The organism is Brevibacillus brevis, assembly GCF_001039275.2.
Lineage (GTDB): Bacteria > Bacillota > Bacilli > Brevibacillales > Brevibacillaceae > Brevibacillus > Brevibacillus brevis_C.
Window position 1 is genome coordinate 5,998,719 of record NZ_CP030117.1, and the last position, 18,430, is coordinate 6,017,148.

At 49.4% G+C, this 18,430-nt stretch carries 16 protein-coding genes and 1 riboswitch; of the genes, 4 read left to right on the forward strand and 12 right to left on the reverse strand.

Annotation, left to right across the window (positions count from 1 at the left end; genetic code table 11):
• Positions 1-177: 177 nt before the first annotated feature.
• The gene (locus tag AB432_RS28470) at positions 178-1,071 is read left to right on the forward strand and encodes an arylamine N-acetyltransferase (RefSeq protein ID WP_048035158.1); all 894 of its coding nucleotides are present in this window, start codon (positions 178-180) and stop codon (positions 1,069-1,071) included.
• Between the two features lie 76 nt (positions 1,072-1,147).
• On the forward strand, positions 1,148-1,471 hold the full coding sequence (locus AB432_RS28475) for an antibiotic biosynthesis monooxygenase family protein (RefSeq protein ID WP_048035159.1): 324 nt from the start codon (positions 1,148-1,150) through the stop codon (positions 1,469-1,471).
• Between the two features lie 67 nt (positions 1,472-1,538).
• Here AB432_RS28475 and AB432_RS28480 read toward each other — a convergent pair whose 3' ends face one another.
• The 4 genes from AB432_RS28480 to AB432_RS28495 form a co-directional block, all read right to left on the reverse strand.
• The gene (locus tag AB432_RS28480; RefSeq protein ID WP_048035160.1) at positions 1,539-2,993 is read right to left on the reverse strand and encodes a sigma-54 interaction domain-containing protein; all 1,455 of its coding nucleotides are present in this window, start codon (positions 2,991-2,993) and stop codon (positions 1,539-1,541) included.
• A gap of 26 nt (positions 2,994-3,019) precedes the next feature.
• Positions 3,020-4,228, reverse strand: a complete 1,209-nt coding sequence (locus AB432_RS28485; RefSeq protein WP_048035161.1) for a trans-sulfuration enzyme family protein — start codon at positions 4,226-4,228, stop codon at positions 3,020-3,022.
• A 220-nt stretch (positions 4,229-4,448) separates the two neighbouring features.
• On the reverse strand, positions 4,449-6,170 hold the full coding sequence (locus AB432_RS28490) for a GMC family oxidoreductase (RefSeq protein ID WP_048035162.1): 1,722 nt from the start codon (positions 6,168-6,170) through the stop codon (positions 4,449-4,451).
• Positions 6,171-6,184: 14 nt separating this feature from the next.
• Positions 6,185-6,925, reverse strand: coding sequence for a gluconate 2-dehydrogenase subunit 3 family protein (locus AB432_RS28495; protein WP_241970685.1), 741 nt, complete (start codon positions 6,923-6,925; stop codon positions 6,185-6,187).
• 156 nt (positions 6,926-7,081) lie between these two features.
• On the opposite strand from AB432_RS28495, the gene AB432_RS28500 reads away from it, so the two are divergent.
• The gene (locus tag AB432_RS28500) at positions 7,082-7,777 is read left to right on the forward strand and encodes a hypothetical protein (protein WP_048035164.1); all 696 of its coding nucleotides are present in this window, start codon (positions 7,082-7,084) and stop codon (positions 7,775-7,777) included.
• Between the two features lie 40 nt (positions 7,778-7,817).
• On the opposite strand, the gene AB432_RS28505 is transcribed toward AB432_RS28500, so the two are convergent.
• The 8 genes from AB432_RS28505 to AB432_RS28545 form a co-directional block, all read right to left on the reverse strand.
• Entirely contained in the window at positions 7,818-8,666 is an 849-nt protein-coding gene (locus AB432_RS28505) for an alpha/beta fold hydrolase (protein WP_048035165.1), read from the reverse strand.
• Between the two features lie 16 nt (positions 8,667-8,682).
• Positions 8,683-9,471 (reverse strand): energy-coupling factor transporter transmembrane component T, encoded by a 789-nt coding sequence (locus tag AB432_RS28510; RefSeq protein WP_048035166.1) that lies wholly within the window; start codon positions 9,469-9,471, stop codon positions 8,683-8,685.
• Between the two features lies 1 nt (position 9,472).
• Positions 9,473-10,288: an energy-coupling factor ABC transporter ATP-binding protein gene (locus AB432_RS28515; protein WP_048035167.1), complete on the reverse strand. Its 816-nt coding sequence runs from the start codon at positions 10,286-10,288 to the stop codon at positions 9,473-9,475.
• Positions 10,285-11,127 (reverse strand): energy-coupling factor ABC transporter ATP-binding protein, encoded by an 843-nt coding sequence (locus tag AB432_RS28520; RefSeq protein WP_048035168.1) that lies wholly within the window; start codon positions 11,125-11,127, stop codon positions 10,285-10,287. The genes AB432_RS28515 and AB432_RS28520 overlap by 4 nt, the downstream gene beginning before the upstream one ends.
• On the reverse strand, positions 11,124-11,729 hold the full coding sequence (locus AB432_RS28525) for a QueT transporter family protein (RefSeq protein ID WP_048035169.1): 606 nt from the start codon (positions 11,727-11,729) through the stop codon (positions 11,124-11,126). Before AB432_RS28525 ends, AB432_RS28520 begins: the two co-directional genes overlap by 4 nt.
• 625 nt (positions 11,730-12,354) lie before the next feature.
• Positions 12,355-13,689: an APC family permease gene (locus AB432_RS28535; protein ID WP_048035170.1), complete on the reverse strand. Its 1,335-nt coding sequence runs from the start codon at positions 13,687-13,689 to the stop codon at positions 12,355-12,357.
• 121 nt (positions 13,690-13,810) lie between these two features.
• On the reverse strand, positions 13,811-15,478 hold the full coding sequence (locus AB432_RS28540) for a glutamine--tRNA ligase/YqeY domain fusion protein (RefSeq protein WP_048035171.1): 1,668 nt from the start codon (positions 15,476-15,478) through the stop codon (positions 13,811-13,813).
• A 79-nt stretch (positions 15,479-15,557) separates the two neighbouring features.
• Positions 15,558-16,175 (reverse strand): SET domain-containing protein, encoded by a 618-nt coding sequence (locus AB432_RS28545; RefSeq protein ID WP_048035172.1) that lies wholly within the window; start codon positions 16,173-16,175, stop codon positions 15,558-15,560.
• Between the two features lie 249 nt (positions 16,176-16,424).
• Positions 16,425-16,513, forward strand: a riboswitch (cyclic di-GMP riboswitch).
• A gap of 182 nt (positions 16,514-16,695) precedes the next feature.
• On the opposite strand from AB432_RS28545, the gene ggt reads away from it, so the two are divergent.
• On the forward strand, positions 16,696-18,414 hold the full coding sequence (gene ggt / locus AB432_RS28550) for a gamma-glutamyltransferase (protein ID WP_048035173.1): 1,719 nt from the start codon (positions 16,696-16,698) through the stop codon (positions 18,412-18,414).
• Positions 18,415-18,430 lie beyond the last annotated feature (16 nt).

An 18,430-nucleotide genomic window follows, 5' to 3' on the forward strand; every position in this document is an offset into this window, starting at 1 on the left:
GAGAAAGACAGCGGACTAGGGACCCGCTAGCACCGGAGGATATCCTTCCGGTGCCTTTTTTGTTTTCTGGAAAAATCTAGGTTGATTACCACTTGTCCCATGTGATACGATCTACCTACCGACACTTAACAAACATTTTCATTTACTATTTATTTTATGTAAGGAGTGAACTTGTTTATGTCTACCTTACCGAACTGGGCGAGTTTATACCTTCAACGTCTACAGCTAGATCGTAAGTCCCCTAGTCTCTCTTATCTCAGCCAGCTCTGTCGTGCGCATCTGCAGATCTTCCCTTATGAAAATGTAAGCAAACTGCTCTTCTTCCGTGACGGAAAACATGTAGCACCAACCCCTGAGGAATATGTGCACAATGCGACCCACTATCATTTCGGCGGCACATGCTATACCAACAATCACAGCTTTCTCGCGCTGCTTCGCACCCTTGGCTTCTTTGGACACCTCATCTTGCCGGGCGGTGGGCATACTGCCATCCTGATCGATGGTCCAAACACAGGAGATACACCCGTCTATGTGGATACAGGGGCTACCGCGCCTATCTTTGAGCCGATTCATTTTCTGGAAGAGGGGAACCATACCAGGCATTTTGGCACTGTTTCGATGGAATTGACCAAAAGTCCCGATCATCCTGAACACTATCGCTTTACGCGGTATGAAAACGGAAAAGTGGCAATTCCTCCATGGGATTTTCATCCGAACGAACGAAAAGAACTGTCCGACTTGTCGGAAGTCATCCGCTCCTCTTTTTTACCAGACGCCTTCTTTTTGAATCGACTTCACATACATCGTTTTCAACTGGAGCAAGATCGCTTCGTAGCCCTCAAAAACAACACTCTCCACATCGGTTATTCTGATGGCACCGACCAGATCACACCCCTCCACACTGTTTCTGATATAAAAGCTGCCGTAGCCGATGAAATGCAATTGCCACTTCTCCCTGTTCGCGAGGCGATAGAAATCCTCCTCGAACGTGGTATTGATATTTTCGCTGCTCCCAAAAAAGAAGAAGCCCCACTTGAAAATGAAGCTCTCGATCGTCCTACCATTTGCTAATATCTGGTTGACAATGATAATATTTCTCAATAATATGAGAAAGTAGGGAAATGGTATATAAGGAGTGTCGCACTTCATGATGATGGAGATAAAAACATACGTCGTCCAGGAAGGTCATTCTGACAAAATCGTACAAGGCTTTAGCGAGCCTGGTGCTGTTGAGAAGGCTCCTGGCTTTGTAGATTTGAGCGTGCTGGTACAGAAGCCACGCAAAGGTGAAGAAGAAGTGGTCGTCATGATCCGCTGGGAATCAAAAGAGGCGTGGAAGCAGTGGGAACTGAGTGACGTTCATCTGGAAGGTCACCGCCAAGCACGTGAAGAAGAAACCCCTGAGTGGTACATTAGCGGCAAAACTGGCCATTACGAGCTGAAAGCGAAAAAAGATCCGCAGCCTTCGTAAATACAAACAAACCAGCCCGGACCTCGGAAAAACTCCGATCCAATCCAGGCTGGTTTTTTATTTTCCTCTATCCTTTTTCCAAACCGTATTTCTCCATCTTCCGGTACAAGGTCGACAAGCTGATTTGCAGCTCATGGGCAATCGCGGCTTTGTCCTGGCCATACTTGCCTGCGTTCAAGTAGCGCTGGAGAATGGAGCGTTCGTATTCTGCCACCAGCTTTTCCAGTCCCAAATCGCTGCCTGCTGTCGTCGGCTCATCCTCTAACAGCAAATACTCAGGAAGCTCCTCGTTGCCGATGACTTGCCCCTCCGCCATGTTGACCATATACTCGACGGCATTTTCCAGCTGACGAATATTTCCCGGCCATTCGTACGTTTGTAGTCGTTGGACAAGTTGGGCTTCGAGCTCCAGTCTGCCTTTTTGCAGCAACGTCCCGTACCGATACAGGAAGTGCTGCAAGTAAAGCGCGATATCCTCCGTGCGTTCACGCAACGGCTTTAACCGCAGGGGGATGACGTTGAGTCGATAATACAAATCCTCGCGAAACGTCCCTTCCCTGACCATGCTCTCCAAATCTCTGTGTGTAGCCGCAATGACACGTACATCGACGCCCAGCGTTTTTACGCCGCCTACCCGATCTACCGTTTTCTCTTGAAGGACGCGCAGCAGCTTGGGCTGAAGGGACAACGGAATATCACCGACTTCATCCAGAAAAATCGTCCCCTTGTGGGCCAATTCAAATTTCCCCGGCTTCCCTTCGCGTCTGGAGCCTGTGAATGCACCGCCTTCGTACCCGAACAACTCACTTTCTAACAAGGTCTCGGGAATCGCCGCGCAATTGACTGCCACAAATGGATGTCTGCTGCGCGCACTCTCGCAGTGAATGGCTTTTGCCAGCAGCTCCTTGCCCGTACCGCTCTCCCCCCGGATCAAAACAGTGGAAATGCTGTTCGTCACTTTTTTCGCTTTGACAATCACATCGCGCAGGCCTGTTTCTGCCCCAATCAATTGGGCGAAATACACCGGATGAACCGAGGCCTGCGGCATTTCCTCTTGAATGTTACAGCTCTTCTCCCGCTCTGCATCCAGCTCTAGCAGCTTGTGCTCAATCAAGGAGCTCGTATGCTGCAAAAACGGCATCCATTTTTCCGAATGGTGCAGCATTTTTTCTTTTTGCTCGGGGGAAAAGCCGATTATTCCGATGACCCCTACCGTCTTCTCCCGTTTGTGCACCGGAAATCCAATCGTCGCCAGCTCCCGGCATTGCTGCAAAAACTTGCAATTGCCGCACTCCGACTCGTTTTTTTTCATGTCAAAAATCATTCCCGGCTGTCCGGTTTGCAGGATCATTCGGAAAAATGATCCCTCTGGCGCAGGCAATCCAATCAGATCCTGATAGTAGCCGGTTCCGCTCACACGTATCCCTTGTTCATCCAGGATGGTGACATCGAGTCCCAGTACCTTGGAAATATTGTCGGCGTACGATTGAATGAATTCCTCGATCCGGGAAAACTCTGTCATGCCCCATCCTCCAGTTTCACGTTCCTTTATCCCCTGGACGCTGCCGCCATTGGCAGACTAGCTAATGCCTGCTCCAAATCCGCGATGATATCCTCCACATCCTCCAGGCCCGTCGATAAGCGAATCAGACCGTCCGTTATGTTGAACTTGATCCGCTCAGAGGCAGGGATCGAGGAATGCGTCATTGAGGCAGGATGCTGTACCAGTGTCTCGGGATCTCCTAAACTAAACGATATCATAGCCAAGTGCAGTGCGTTAATGAAAGATTTGGCTGCCTCGTAGCCGCCCTTTACTTCAAAGGAAACGATCCCGCCCATTCCAGCCATTTGCCGTTTGGCCAGCTCATGCTGTGGATGCGAAGGCAGACCAGGGTAGTAAACGTGCGAGATTGCAGGGTGCTGCACCAAAAACTCCGCCACTGCCTGCGCGTTTTTCCCATGCTGCCTGACACGCAAGCCGAGTGTTTTCAGCCCACGCAAGATCAAGAAAGCATCCCAAGCATTCAAATTTTGCCCCAAGTCTCCCATGACGTTTTTGCGCATGAATTGGATATGTTCCTGCTTCCCGACGATGAAGCCCGCGATGACATCGCCATGTCCGTTCAAATATTTGGTGGCGCTATGCACGACGACATCCGCCCCTAGCTCAAGCGGTCGCTGCAAATACGGCGTTAAGAAGGTGTTGTCGACGATTACCACAATGCCATGTACATGCGCCAAACGTGACAACGCCGAGATATCTAAAACAGTCAGGCACGGGTTCGAGGGTGTTTCGATGTACAGGACTTTTGTGTTTGGCAAAAAAGCTCTCTCGACTGCCTGCAAATCCGTGCAATCGACGAAGTCCGTCGCAATACCATATCGCGGAGCCATCGTCGTAAGAAATTTATAGCTCCCCCCGTACACATCCCGCGTACACACCACATGATCACCCTGCTTCAAAAAGGCGAGCAAAGCTCCCGAAATGGCTGCCATCCCACTGCTTACGCCTAATGCAGCTTCGCCATTTTCCAATGCTGCGATTTTTTGCTCCAAAGTGGTGATGGTAGGGTTGCCGTATCTTCCGTAATACGTTCCTTCCCTCTCGCCAGCCACACACGCCGCTGCGGAGTCTGCATCTGGAAACGCGTAGGCCACAGCGGGCACCACTGCGGATACGACTGCTCCCGTCTTTTGGCAAGGTGTTTGTGCGGTATGAATAATAGAGGTGTCCATCTTCCACTTGTTTGTCGTCATTTCTCGTCTCTCCCTTTTGCTTGTGCGGTTACCAAAGGGTATAGCAAGGAGCATGCCAAGGTGAGAAACCGCGTCATTCCTGTGCTTTTCGTTTTTTGTGCACGCTGACATTCGCAATCGTGCAAATGAACTTTTTCAGATCCACGCAAAAAAGCCGTTAGTTGCCCCAACGACTTTTCGCACAGTTGCAATTGTGTTTTGCATAACTAGAAAAAGCAGCTTATACGAGCATGCCACCCGCGCTTTTCCTGTATTTCAAAATACCTTCTGCCGCTCGATAGGAGAGAGCACCCATCGTTCCTGTCGGATTGTAGCCACTATTATGCGCAAAGGCAGAAGCCCCGACGACAAATACGTTTTCCGCATCCCACATCTGCAAGTAGTTGTTTACTGCCGAAGTGTCAGGTGAAGCACCCATGATGACGCCGCCTGTATTGTGCGTCGATTGGTATGGTGTGATATCGTAAGGTCCGAGCTTTCGATTGATTTCGAGCTTCTCGTTCGCACCCATTTCTTTGACAATTTCCGCGCACTTATCTGCACAAAAAGCCGCCAGCTCCCTGTCCTGATCGACGAAATCATACGTAATGCGTATCAACGGATCACCAAATGCGTCCTTGTACGTCGGGTCCAGATCAAGGAAGTGCTGTCGGAATGGCATGGAAGCTCCTTGGGCACCTACGGATATGAATCGATTCGTGTATTTGATCGAGGCAGCCTTGAAATCCTTACCCCAGCTAGGCGTTCCCGGCGGTACCTTGTTCGTGCCGATTGGTCGGAATCCGGTTTGTGTGACAGCGATATTCGCGCCATGGATAAATTTCAAATCGGCGTGATCGAAGTTATCACCGTTGTAGTCATCCAAACACATTCCCAACGATCCTGCGCCTGCATAATTGTTAAACTCCTTATCATCGAAGAAGCCCACCGCGCCTCCTCTCATGACCTGGTAAGCGTAGTTTTTACCGATCACGCCTTTTCCGGTAGCTGGATCATACGGTTTCCCCAGCTTGGACATGAGCAGGATTCGCGTGTTGTTGAATACATAGCTGGTCATCACCACAATATCGGCGGGCTGTTCGAATTCCTCCCCTGTCGTGACGTCTGTATACAAGACACCTGTCGCCTTGTTCCCTGTATGTAAAATTCTGCGGACATGGGAATGCGTGCGAATTTCAAACTTCCCTGTCTTTTTAGCCACCGGGATCACCGTCACCACTGGATCGGCTTTTGCTCCGTACTCGCAACCAAACCTTTCACAGAAGCCACAGTACTGGCAAGCTGCCCGTGCCACACCGTCTGGATTGGTATACGCTTGCGAAAGATTTGCGGATGGCAGAATGTATGGATGCAGGTTTTTCTTTTTCGCCGCATCCGCAAACATTTTCATGCTCGGTGTAGTACGCATCGGAGGTATCGGATACGGACTGGAGCGTTTCCCCCCCAACGGATTCTCTTCGCCTGCGATTCCCGCCATTTTTTCAAACTTATCGAAGTACGGCTCCAGTTGATCGTAAGTAATGCCCCAATCCTGGATCGTCATCCCCTCTGGAATTTTCTTTGCCCCATACCGTTCAATCGTCTTGGAGCGGATTTCGAAATCATACGGCAGGAAGCGGAAAGTCTGTCCGTTCCAGTGGACACCAGATCCCCCGAGTCCTGTCCCGAGCAAAAAGGAACCGTATGACCGCATGGGAAGCGCGCGAACGTTCATTCTACTGCGGAACGTAATCGTTTCCTTGGACAAATCTTGCATCATCTCGTAACGAAGGGCATAGCGCAATTCGTCGTGTACCATGAAGTAGTCTTCGGTTTTGCGCTCCTTGCCACGCTCCAGACCCACTACCGTCAGACCTTGCTTGGTCAGCTCGGAAGCAATAATGCCTCCACCCCAGCCCACCCCCACGATCACAACGTCAACCTTGGGCAACTTTTTGGCCATATGTCAGTCCTCCCTCAATGTTGATGATCCCGTAAGCTTAAGGGAGCCATCTTCACAAACTCAGGCTTATCGATCAGTTGTGTATACGCCATCTGATTCCCTGGGAAATTCTTCATTTTCCAGCCATCCATATTTTTATTGCCCCCGTACAGAGGGTCTGCATATACGCCTTCGATCGTACTGGCCCGCAGCATATTGAAAAAAGTGCTCGCCGAAATGGTCGTCAATTTTACTTCATCGGTTTCAAAAGCCTTTAAAACAGCGTCCTGTTGTTCCGGCGGGAGTTCATAAAACCGTTTTCCGTGGGTACTGTTACTGTGGTTGTTCATCTCTTGAAGGCCGATTTCGAATATTTCCCTGCGCTTCAACCTGCCTTGATAGCCCTGTGTAATCTCACCCGGAAAAAAGGGCGCTTGCATGTATTCTCGAGCATTAAAGCCCCAATCACCCGCTAGCTGGTGGTCAATGAAATAAGCTGCACCGAGTGCCTTCGCGCCTGGACCCAGCTCATCCTCAGGATAAATACGCTCACAGGCGGCATCCACCACCTTGAATTGCTCAGGCGTAAAAAACATGAGCGCCTGATTGTAATCGGCCGCAGGGGGCGGTGCTGCTGGCTGCGCCGGGGGTTCCGGTTTGCGGAGCAAGCTCCCTGCCACGCCACCCACGACCAAGCTACCGAGCACCAGGCCAGAGTTTTTCAAGAAGTTCCTTCGGGATACTGGCTGCTCCTTCACGTTGTTTGAATCTGCCAAATCTACCACCTCCAGTGATTTCCTTCTTTTGTTTTGTGCATTTTCTTCACAAGATAATCGTGATTAACGGAAATTTTTCCAACATGCTCCACTCATAACTTCATGCAGCGAACAAAGGATAAGTTTATCTAGGCAGGAAGACTTGGAGGGATCGTGATGAAGCATTTCCACACATGGGTTGGAACCGCAGGATTAGGGGCTGTACTTCTACTGACAGCTTGTATGAATCAAGCTGCCCAGCCTACGAAGCCACATCCGCCAGCACGTACGCAGTCTATTGCTCAGACTCCAAAAGGAGCAACGGTTATTCCCAGCGTGGATCGCGATAAGAAACTCACGACAAACGCGCACGGTCATACGTATAGCGGAATGGGCAATGCTCTTTACAGCTCCATGGGCAGCTCACACCTGCACACGGGTGGTCCTTCTACAAAGCTGGAAGCCCAACTGAAGGCAGCGGGCGTTCACGGTGTCCAGGCATTGATCGTAAATGATGCTATCTACTTGGCCCCTTCTACTGCCAATACTCAATCGATCAATCAAATGGACCCGATGCAGTCCCATCTCATCAGCAATTACTCCGGTAGCTCCAGTCGCGGGCATGATGCTGCCCATACAAAATCAGGGAGCGGAACCGCAGGGACATTGGGTACAAGCGATCATCAGAGCACTTTCGCCCAAGCACGCACCCAAATCGAGCGTATCTATGGAACGGATACAACCGTGAAGGTAGTGAGCTCGAAAAAAGGCATCAAAGCGCTAGAAACGGTGAAAAAGCATATGAGAGATCAAAAGGATCAGCAAGCCATGGCAGAACAGCTCAACGTGCTCATGCGCGAAGCGAAGCGGTAACCAAAGAAAAAGGGACAAGCAATTTTCGCTTGTCCCTTCCTTATTTCGATAAAAAATCATGGATTTCGTTCACGGTCTCTTTCGGATGCGTGACCATCAGCAAATGTTGTGCCTCCGGTATCATTTTCACCTTGGCCTGCTCCACAATCCGCTGGTAAGTGGCAACTGCCTGTCGGTGAAACTGCTGCTCTTCTTTTGACAATAAGCTGTCGTCAGCCAGCAGTAGCAGCACGGGGCATGTCAACTGCTGGAATAATTCCGGTTGGCTATGAATGCTATACTCTTGGAAATAAGCGGAGAACGCCTCCCTCGGCAAACGGTATCCGTAGCTGCTGTCTTCCCTTTTCAAAAGCTCGTCTCGCATCCAGCCCTCTGGCATCACTCTCGTACCATACCTCTCTGCGAACTGCCTTTCCGCTTCCTCTACAGAAGAAAAACGCGTGGTAGACAGCCGCTCGACAACCTTCTCTCTATTGAATCCGGGCACTTCTCCCAAGGAATAGTAGCCTCCATCCAGCAATACGAGCGAAGCTACGCGCTTGGGATCTCGAATCGCAAGCATCTGGGCAGGCACAGCAGAAAAGGACGCTGCGACAACCGTTACTTGTTCGAGCTGTTCTTTCTCCAAGAGTTGAATCAAATCTGTTACGATTTGCTCAAACGAAAAGGAACCGTGGCTCACAGAATTCCCATGACCACGGATATCTACCGCAATTACCCGATATCTCTCTGCCAATGCTGGCAGGATTGGCGCAAACAGTAGCTTGCTGTTGCGAATGCCATGCAAAAGCAGCAGCGCAGGTGCATGTGGCTTTCCGGTGACGCCGTACTCCAGTGTGCCCCCTTCTACCTGCAAACGATTCACATGCGAAAACAATGCTTCGTCCATTTTGCCTGCCTCCTTACTAAATACGCCCCGGAATCAGCACACCAATATGATCTGGATGTAGCCTGGCGATGTAAAACAGTGCGGCTACGATACATACACCAACCACTAGTGTGAGTACTTCTGTTTTCTTCCATCGTTTGCTGCGGTAAAACCGATGCTGACTGTTACGCATGCGAAAGCCTTTGGCATCCAATGCATTGGCGATCAATTGCACACGCTTGAGTGAGTTGAAGATGAGCGGCACGAGCAAATAACTGTACTTCCTGATGCGCTCTGAAACATTCCCTTCGCTCGTCGACATCCCTCGTACCATCTGCGCTTCCCGAATGATTGCCAAATCATTTTTGACGAGGGGGATAAAACGAAAAATGAGCGAGAGCAAATAGCTGATCGAAAACGGAACGCCAATCCCGCGAAGTCCCATCGCTATTTCTCTGGGCGAAGTTGTAAACACATAGTACATCGACAATAACGCGACATTTGCCAGTCGAAGTCCCATTCCCAATGCCCATAGGACGCCGACATCCGTGATTTGCACGGGATAGTGGATCAACGGAATGGTGCTGCTCCAGTACGGAGTGCCTACATTGGTAAACGGCAGCCACGTAATCACAGCAAAGCACGAACCGATTCCACCAACCAATACATACGCCTTAATCATGGAGAGCTCCCAGCCCAGCTTGGCAATTAGAGCAATGTTTATCACCAATAAAATAATAAGCGCACGCGGGTCCTGGAATAAAAAAGGGAGCAAGCCCAGCAGCACGAATACAAGCAGCGCATAGCTCGGATGGGCATTCCTCATCTTAGATCCCCTCTCCCAGCAACTGTTTTTTCATCGCGGTTAGCGTGAGTGGAATCGGATCATGGACACCCACTTCTTTCCCGAAACGATACATGGCAGGCGCTTCTACTTGGGCAGCAGCTAATACTTGCGGCTGTGAAAATACGTGCTGTGGGCCCCCGTCGCATAGCAGCTTTCCTTTATGCATAACGATCACTCGTTGAGCGTACTCCGCTACCAAACGCATATCATGCGTGATGACGATGATCGTATGACCTTCCGCGTGCAAATGCCGCACCAGCTCCATCATTTCTTGCATGCCACGGTAATCGAGACCGGTCGTAGGTTCGTCCAGCAGGATCACCTGCGGCTTCATCGCCAAAATCGAAGCCACCGCAATCTTTTGCCGCGTGCCTTTGCTCGAAAAATGAGGCTCTTCTTCGCCCTTGTCGGATAACCCCACTGCTGCCAACGCCTCCGCGACAGCTTGCTCTATTTTTTCAGGCGGCCAGCCCATGTTTTTGGGCCCAAATGCTACCTCCGCCTTGATGGTCGAATGAAAGATTTGATGATCAGGATTTTGATAACAATACGCCACGATTCTCGATAGGTGGGCAACATTCAACGCCTTGGTATCAAGACCATTCACTTTGACGGTACCCTGTGTCGGCTTGTATAGACCGTTACAATGCTTGGCCAATGTCGTTTTACCGGAACCATTTCCCCCGATGATCGCGACGAATTCTCCCTGTTTCAGTTGAAGCGAAACGCCATGCAGCACCGGCTTTTCCTTTTCATAGCCATACCACACCTCATCAAATTCAATGACGACACTCACAGGCTTCCCTCCCGAACGAGCTGGGCTTCCTTGTAGTGGAGTGCCAGCTCCTCAACAGTCAAGGGAACACCAGCAGAGGACGCCAACAAGACGCCTTCCTGGCATAGCAAATGATAAAGTCGGATGACATCCGGGACCAATATGCCATGCTCGTCCAACACGTCCACTTGGGCAAAAAATTGCCGAGTCGGCTGGTCCAACACGATTTTCCCCTCTGCAATCAGAATCATTCGGTCGCAAAAGGCCGCGAGCTCTTCTGTCGCATGGGACGATACCACAATCGTCATTTCTTTTTCCTGCTTCAGCCGTGCAAGAAGCGAGAAGACCTCCCGCGCTCCCACCGGGTCTAGCTCAGAAGTAGGCTCATCCAAAATGAGCACCTGCGGACTGTGGGAAAGAGCGGATGCAATTGCCACCCGCTGCTTTTCTCCCCCCGAAAGCTCAAGAGGCGAACGAGTAGCAAAGCCGTTCAATCCGATCAGATCGAGTACCTCTGCCATTCGTCGTTCTATTCGCTCGTCCGACCACCCGGCATTCTCAAGCGAAAAGGCAAGCTCCTCTTCGACGGTCAGCCCGATGAACTGGGTTTCCGGGTCCTGAAAAACGATGCCTTGCTCGCTTGTGGACTCGACACTCCCCACGAAGTGTCCTCCGTAGTTAGACGGAATCAGACCCGACATGGTTAATAGCAGCGTCGTTTTCCCTGCGGCAGCAGGTCCGACTATACCGACTACTTCCCCTGGATCAAGCGCCAGATGAATGTCCGCTAGCGCAGGCTGTGCTCCCTCTTCATAGTGCCAATAGACTCCGTTTACTCGCAGCAATGGTTCTGTTCTCACCTTGCGATCCTGCTTTCATTTCCGAGATAGTTGAATTCCTGCAAGGGACGGCCCCGGTATAGTCCAGAGCGCTTCACGAATGGGTACAACAGCTTCAAGAGGATTGGTCCCAGAATCGCCGTGGAAATGGCTTGGTTCAAGAACACGGTTGGGATGTACCAGACCGCCACTTCTTTTGGTGTCAGACCCAGTGCCACGTTAATCAAAATCGCGCACGCTACCACAATCGAGCTGATCATGACAACAAACACGATATATTGAAGGACGCTGCGTTTTGTTTTCAGTGCAGGGTGACTCACAGCAAGCAACCCGATAAAGCCCCCCATAAAATTAGAAAAGAAACCGACCGCAATCGCATGAGGCGGTGCGCTTCCGGTTAACAAATCACTGACCATATTTCCAAAGGCAAGACCAATGCATCCCGGCAAGCCGAATAACATGCCAAATACGGGCTGAAGGGCATTGGCCGGACGGATGGGTACGGAAGGAATGAGCTTGATATTGGCAAGCATAATAATAGCAACAGCGTAGAGCGCGGCAGTGACGACAATCAGGACGTAATCCACTGTCGTCCATTTCCGCCGGAACAGAGTCGAAAACATCAGAATAAACCCTCCTCGTGTCAAGTGTTAATGTTTGGAATATTCCTGTAGCCAGTTTACTCTCTCTTTACTGGATCGTCTAGAAGAGGGTGGGTAAAACCATTGGTTCTGGCTGTAGTGGTGGAGAGGAAACAGGAGAAAACGCTCAGCTTCTAGGGCCACCCCCTGGGGGGATTGACTGCCCGACTCCATGCAAAAAGCGAAACCGCGTCCAAAGTGGTCGGTTCAGGATGTGTTTCAGAGGTGGACGCTTAAAGGCGTGTTTCGCTGTTTTCTCCTGTTTCCTCTGCGAGCTGTTTGCTTTTCCCCTGCTTTAATTAGGGAGAATCAAAATAAAAAAGAGAGAGTCATGATTCTCTCTCCCTCCTGAATTCACTTTCAAATATTGTTACCAAAGCCACGTGAGAAGAAGTGCATTTTCAGTCCAAGCGCCTCTGGAGCCCAGCTTAGCGTAGGAATGAATGGCGGGGAATTTCAGCTTCACTTATGAAATGCCTCCTCGAAACTTCTACGTTTGAAGCGCTCCCGCCATTTATTTCGGAGCGGACAGTCAATTCCCCCTCGCGGGGCGTAGGCCGAAGCGTAGACTGGAAATACACTTCTTCCCCACTACAGCCACTCCCCTCTACTCCTCAAACCTCACTATTTCCAAATTGGTTTTCTTGACCTTCACCAAATACAACAAATAGATCAAGCCAACAAAGGTCCAGAGCAAGCCGAGCATCATGGACGTTGCTTCCAGGTTGACCCACAAAAAGGCGATGAACGTTGTCCCGATGAGTGGAGACAACACGAAGCCCCACCAATCCTTGATATGCTTGTTCTTTTGTTTGCGGAAATAGTACGCTATTACACTGATGTTTACAAAGCTAAAGGCGATCAGCGCACCGAAGTTAATAAAGGACGTGGCGGTTAGCAAATCCATGTACAGAGCGAACAGCATCAACACTCCGACCAGCAAGACGTTAAGCAATGGAGTTCTCAGCTTCGGATGAACATAACCGAACCATCGTTGCGGCAAAAATCCATCTCTTCCCATTGCGTACAATAAGCGCGTTACGCTCGTGACAGATACGAGCCCGGATGCCAGTGTCGAAGACAACGCTGCCGCTAAAAACACCAATTGAAAGATCGTCCCACCAATAAACAAAGCAATCTCCGCAGAGGCTGCTTCTGGATCAGACAATACCGAAACATCAGGAAATAATGATTGCATGAAATAAGATGCTGTAATAAATAACGCTCCTCCTGCGAGTGCTACGAGCATAATCCCGCGAGGAATCGTCTTTTTCGCATCGACGGTTTCCTCCGTTAGCGTGGTTACGGCATCAAAGCCAAGGAAGGAAAAGCAAAGAATCGACGCACCTGAAAGCAGGGCAATGACAGACATATCCGGTGACACAAATGGCCGCAGGTTGAATACTTGCCCAAGCCCGTCACCTTGCATAAGGCCACGGATTGCCAATCCCGCAAACAACACGACGACCACGACTTGAAACAGTACCAGAAACGAGTTAACGGATGCGGTTACCGTTACGCGAAATACGTTTAACCCCGTCACCAATACAATGAAGCCAATAATCCACCACGCTGTCGACACGTCAGGAAACACAGATGATAGGTATACTCCCGTCAACAAGGCGTTAATCATCGGTAAAAACAAATAATCCAGCAAAGACGCCCAGCCTACCAAAAATCCTGCATAGGGATGAATCGTTTGTTGCGTATACGTATACGCGGTCCCTGCTGAAGGGAATAGCCGTACCATCTTTCCGTAGCTTGCCGCCGTAAACAGGATCGCAAGAAGTGTGACTGCATAAGCAGCAGGAACGTGCCCCCCCGTTTCTCCAGAAACAATGCCAAAGGTGTCAAAAACGGCCATCGGGGCCATGTAGCCCAGTCCAATTACGACAATATGCCGCAACTTCAAACTACGTGTTAGTTCTGCTCTCCCGTTCACTACCTGTCCCCCTTTATGTAACAGAATAATTATACACGTTGATTTATAATCACGAAAGAAAAAAGCGCTACTGCACACGGGTTCTCCATGCACAGCAGCGCTTGATTTCTATAAGTAATTCCTAGGCTTTTGGCAGTTCAAAGGAACTCTTCAACGATACAATCCGGTTGAATACGAGCTTATCATCTGTCGTATGCTTCGGATCGACATTGAAATAGCCATGACGGAAAAATTGATACTTGTCTTGTGGCTTGGTTTCTTTCATATTTGGCTCCACATAGCCTTGCAGCACTTCCAACGAATTCGGGTTAACGTTGTCGAGGAAAGTACCCTCTGCGTCTTCCTCATCCATAATCAATGGCTCGTACAAACGGAATTCAGCAGGAACCGCATTGGTTGCATCTACCCAGTGAATTGTACCTTTTACCTTACGACCTGTAAAACCGCTGCCGCTCTTCGTCTCAGGGTCATACGTGCAATGAATCTCGATCACGTTGCCATCTGCATCCTTCACAACGTCATTGCATTTAATGAAGTACGCGTGCTTCAGACGCACTTCATTTCCCGGGAACAGGCGGAAATACTTGCTCGGCGGGTTTTCCATGAAGTCGTCCTGCTCAATGTAGATTTCGCGGGAGAACGGAATTTCACGATTGCCCATTTCCGGGTTCTCTGGATTGATCTCCGCTTCGAGCATCTCGACTTGTCCTTCCGGATAATTCGTGATGACGACCTTCAACGGATTCAAAACAGCCATCGTACGTGGTGCCTTCAGCTTCAGGTCCTCACGGATGAAATACTCCAGCATTTTTTCGTCAACCGTGCTGTTAGCGCGCGCTACCCCTACTTCACGAGCGAATGTACGAATTGCTTCCGGTGTATAGCCACGACGACGGAAGCCTGCGATGGTTGGCATACGCGGGTCATCCCATCCGTCTACTACATTCTCATCGACAAGCTGTTTCAGCTTGCGTTTACTCATAACGGTATTGGTCAGATTCAAGCGAGCAAATTCGTACTGGCGTGGTACCTTCTCCATTTCGCACTCGCGGACTACCCAGTCATACAACGGACGATGATCTTCGAATTCCAGTGAGCACAGGGAGTGTGTCACGCCCTCAATGGCATCCTCCAACGGATGAGCGAAGTCGTACATCGGATAGATGCACCATTTGTCGCCCGTGTTGTGATGCGTTGCATGGGAGATCCGATACAGAACCGGATCACGCATGTTGAAGTTCTGAGAAGCCATATCGATTTTCGCACGCAGCACCTTTTCTCCGTCCTTGAATTCCCCTTGGCGCATCCGTGCAAACAGGTCCAGGTTTTCCTCCACAGATCGGTTGCGGAACGGACTATCTGTGCCAGGCTCTGTCCATGTCCCACGCATTTTACGCATTTCTTCGGGAGACAGATCGTCTACATAAGCCAGACCTTTTTTAATCAACAGCACCGCCCGGTTGTACATCTCTTCAAAGTAATCAGATGCAAAAAACAGCCCGTCCCATTCGAAGCCAAGCCATTGAACGTCCCTTTTGATGGCCTCTACGTATTCGATGTCTTCCTTTACCGGGTTGGTATCGTCAAATCGAAGGTTGGCCTTGCCAGAAAATTCACGTGCCAACTCAAAGTTGAGGCAGATTGCTTTTGCATGTCCAATATGAAGATACCCGTTCGGTTCTGGGGGAAAGCGGGTAATGATTTCCTTTACTTTGCCCTCTTGCAAGTCATCAATCATGATATTGCGGATAAAATTGGATGCCGCTACCTTGTTTTCCAATGAAATCAACCTTTCACTTCACCTTTACATTCCATAATACTGATTCTCTACCCAGAGTTCAACAAAATCGGGTCGTTGACCGACCCGCTCACGTCTTCCATTGCTGCCTCGTTTGCCATTGTGACCTGCAATACAGATGAATGACAGAATCAATGGCAACGCGCTGCTCCGTGATCCCACGAATCGTTTCGAGATGCTTCGGGGAAATCAGATGCAGCAAAGGCTGTTCAACATGATTGAAACGTTGGAAGGCTTCCGCAGCAATCCGATCCCACTGCGGGTAATATCGAAGCAAGTCATCGGGCATTACGCGGGAGCGTTCCGTGTCGGACTCGGGCAAACAATCAAAAGGTTCATCCAGATTTAACGTTCCATAATCATCAGTCAACTCTTCACCCGGCTGAATATCCCGTGCAGCCAATTCCATATCATACATGGTCGGCACGCAATTCGCATGAAAGCTGTGGTTCACGTACCTTGCCTTATCCCAACAAAGAATGTACTTTCCGAACTGGTTCTTGAACGAATATTTTTGTACGTCCTGTTTTCGTAATGAATCAAGTCTTTCCACAAATCCCGGGTCCAATACCTGGTCCAAATTATCCTGTGCCCATACAATCGTTCCTTTTGGGATAAACCTTGTCGCAAACACACCGTACCCGATCTCATCGTTGATATAGCGCAATTCTGTATCGGGATGCATCATGGTCTTTGTTTCACTCCTTGGCGAATGTGCCTTTTTATCATCATAAGCAGTTCAGCCCCAGGAGGTGTGTGAATGTCTGCGAAAAACAACCTTCCTCATAGCATTCCTGACTATTTTTCTGGATGAAAATAATTTTTCTTATTTACCACAAATGGTAAATAGTCTATATTATTGGCAAACGGAGTTTTAGGAACATTTTCCCACAACGATCGAATCAGTTTATGTGTCAATTTTCTACTTTAACCATTGATATCGAAACGGCATACCCGGGGAAATCCGGCGACGCAAAGCTATAGGGGCTACCTCCGTAACAGCGGACACGCTTGCCAGCTACCGAAGTATTGATGTAGGACGAGACCAATGATCCTATATCATTGGTCTTTTTTTGCGCTCACAATGTCTATTTTTGTCTATTTTTGTATGATTGTGTATTTTTAACTTTTAAAGGAGGTGAGGCAACAGCGGATAGCCGGTTTAATGAAAACATTATTTTATTCATCATGAAGGAGGTTTCATAGGAATGTCATTCTGGAAGAAACTCTCGACCGTCGCGCTGACTGCTGTCATCGGGCTATCAACATTCTCTGGGGTACAAGCTGCTAACCGTCCAACATCGATGTCACCGAACGCAATGGTGACGACTCCTCACTATCTGGCTACGGCTGCGGCCCTAAAAACATTGGAAGACGGTGGAAATGCAGTAGATGCTGCTATTACAGCCGCTTCCACATTAGCTGTCGTCTATCCTCATTACACATCCATTGGTGGAGATAACTTCTGGCTCATCTACAATGCCAAAACCAAAGAGCTGAAGGCGCTGAACGGCAGTGGTCGCGCAGGCGAAAAGGCAACCATCGACTATTACAAAAACAAAGGCTACGAAAAAATCCCGTCCCGCGGTTATGAATCGGCAAACACTGTCCCTGGTGTCGTCTCCGGCTGGTGGGAGGCGTACAACTACGCCCATAAAAGCATGGGCAACAGTAAGCTTCAATGGAACAGACTGCTGGAGCCTGCCATTGGATACGCAGAGAATGGATATCCAGTCACCCCTAACCAAGTATATTGGACGAAATACGCGACAGATCCAACTGACAATGACTTGAAAAACCTTCAACGTTTTGATGGATTCCGTAAAACATTCCTGAAGCCAAACGGCGATCCTTATGCAGCAGGCGAAATTCTCAAACAAAAGGATCTTGCCAATACTTTGCGAATCATTGCAAAAAAAGGCGCTGACGGTTTTTATAAAGGAGAAGTTGCTAAAAAAATCGTAGCAGACATGCAAGCCAACGGTGGATTGCTCACGTTGAAAGATTTTGAGAAGCACACCTCCACTTGGGCAGATCCAATTTCGGTAGACTACCGCGGTTACAAAGCGTACAATGTTCCGCCTAACTCCCAAGGCATGGCATCGCTCTCTATTCTTAATGTTTTGAATAACTTTGACCTCAAGAGCATGGGTGAAGGAACACCCGATTACTATCACACGATTGTAGAAGCTACCAAACAGTCTTTTGCTGACCGCGACAAATGGCTGACTGACCCTGCCTTTGTGGATATCCCTGTGGATGAACTGTTGTCCAAGCAGCACGGGAAAGATTTAGCTGCGCGCATTGATATGAAGCAAGCCGCCAAATCCGTAGAACCGCTTGATCCAAAAGGAGATACAACCTGGTTCGGGATCGTCGACAAAGATGGAAATGCAGTGTCCATCATTCAGAGTCACTATTTTGACTGGGGTTCCGGCATCGTAGCGAAAGATACGGGCATCCTTATGCAAAACCGCGGAAGCTATTTCTCTTTGGACCCTAAACACATCAATCACTTGGAACCAGGAAAACGCACCTTCCACACAATTAACCCAGCTATGCTCTTTAAAGGGGACAAGCCTTATCTTCTCTACGGAACACAAGGGGGAGAAGGACAGCCGCAAACGCAAGCCGCTCTCGTCACGCGTATCATCGACTTTGGTTTCAGCGTGCAAGACGCAATCGAAGCGCCGAGATGGCTGCATGGACGCAACTGGGGATCTTCTTCCAACAATCTAAAGGTGGAAAGCCGCATCCCTCAAGAAGTCCTGGACGAGTTGATTAAACGTGGGCATCCAGTAGAAAAGCTGGAAGCAGCCTATACCGATACGATGGGACAGTCCGGCGCAATCCTGATTGACCCGCAAACCAATGTAAAATTTGGCGGTGCTGACCCTCGCGGTGAAGGCGCTGCAATGGGATATTGATATTTTGTCAGACTGC

Bases quoted from the DNA above. Each gene is read 5' to 3' on its own strand.
- AB432_RS28480 (WP_048035160.1), bottom strand. From the start codon at position 2,993: ATGACAGAGTTTTCCCGGATCGAGGAATTCATTCAATCGTACGCCGAC.
- AB432_RS28475 (WP_048035159.1), top strand. From the start codon at position 1,148: ATGATGATGGAGATAAAAACATACGTCGTCCAGGAAGGTCATTCTGAC.
- ggt (WP_048035173.1), top strand. From the start codon at position 16,696: ATGTCATTCTGGAAGAAACTCTCGACCGTCGCGCTGACTGCTGTCATC.
- AB432_RS28505 (WP_048035165.1), bottom strand. From the start codon at position 8,666: ATGGACGAAGCATTGTTTTCGCATGTGAATCGTTTGCAGGTAGAAGGG.
- AB432_RS28470 (WP_048035158.1), top strand. From the start codon at position 178: ATGTCTACCTTACCGAACTGGGCGAGTTTATACCTTCAACGTCTACAG.
- AB432_RS28490 (WP_048035162.1), bottom strand. From the start codon at position 6,170: ATGGCCAAAAAGTTGCCCAAGGTTGACGTTGTGATCGTGGGGGTGGGC.
- AB432_RS28525 (WP_048035169.1), bottom strand. From the start codon at position 11,729: ATGTTTTCGACTCTGTTCCGGCGGAAATGGACGACAGTGGATTACGTC.
- AB432_RS28500 (WP_048035164.1), top strand. From the start codon at position 7,082: ATGAAGCATTTCCACACATGGGTTGGAACCGCAGGATTAGGGGCTGTA.
- AB432_RS28485 (WP_048035161.1), bottom strand. From the start codon at position 4,228: ATGACGACAAACAAGTGGAAGATGGACACCTCTATTATTCATACCGCA.
- AB432_RS28510 (WP_048035166.1), bottom strand. From the start codon at position 9,471: ATGAGGAATGCCCATCCGAGCTATGCGCTGCTTGTATTCGTGCTGCTG.
- AB432_RS28545 (WP_048035172.1), bottom strand. From the start codon at position 16,175: ATGATGCATCCCGATACAGAATTGCGCTATATCAACGATGAGATCGGG.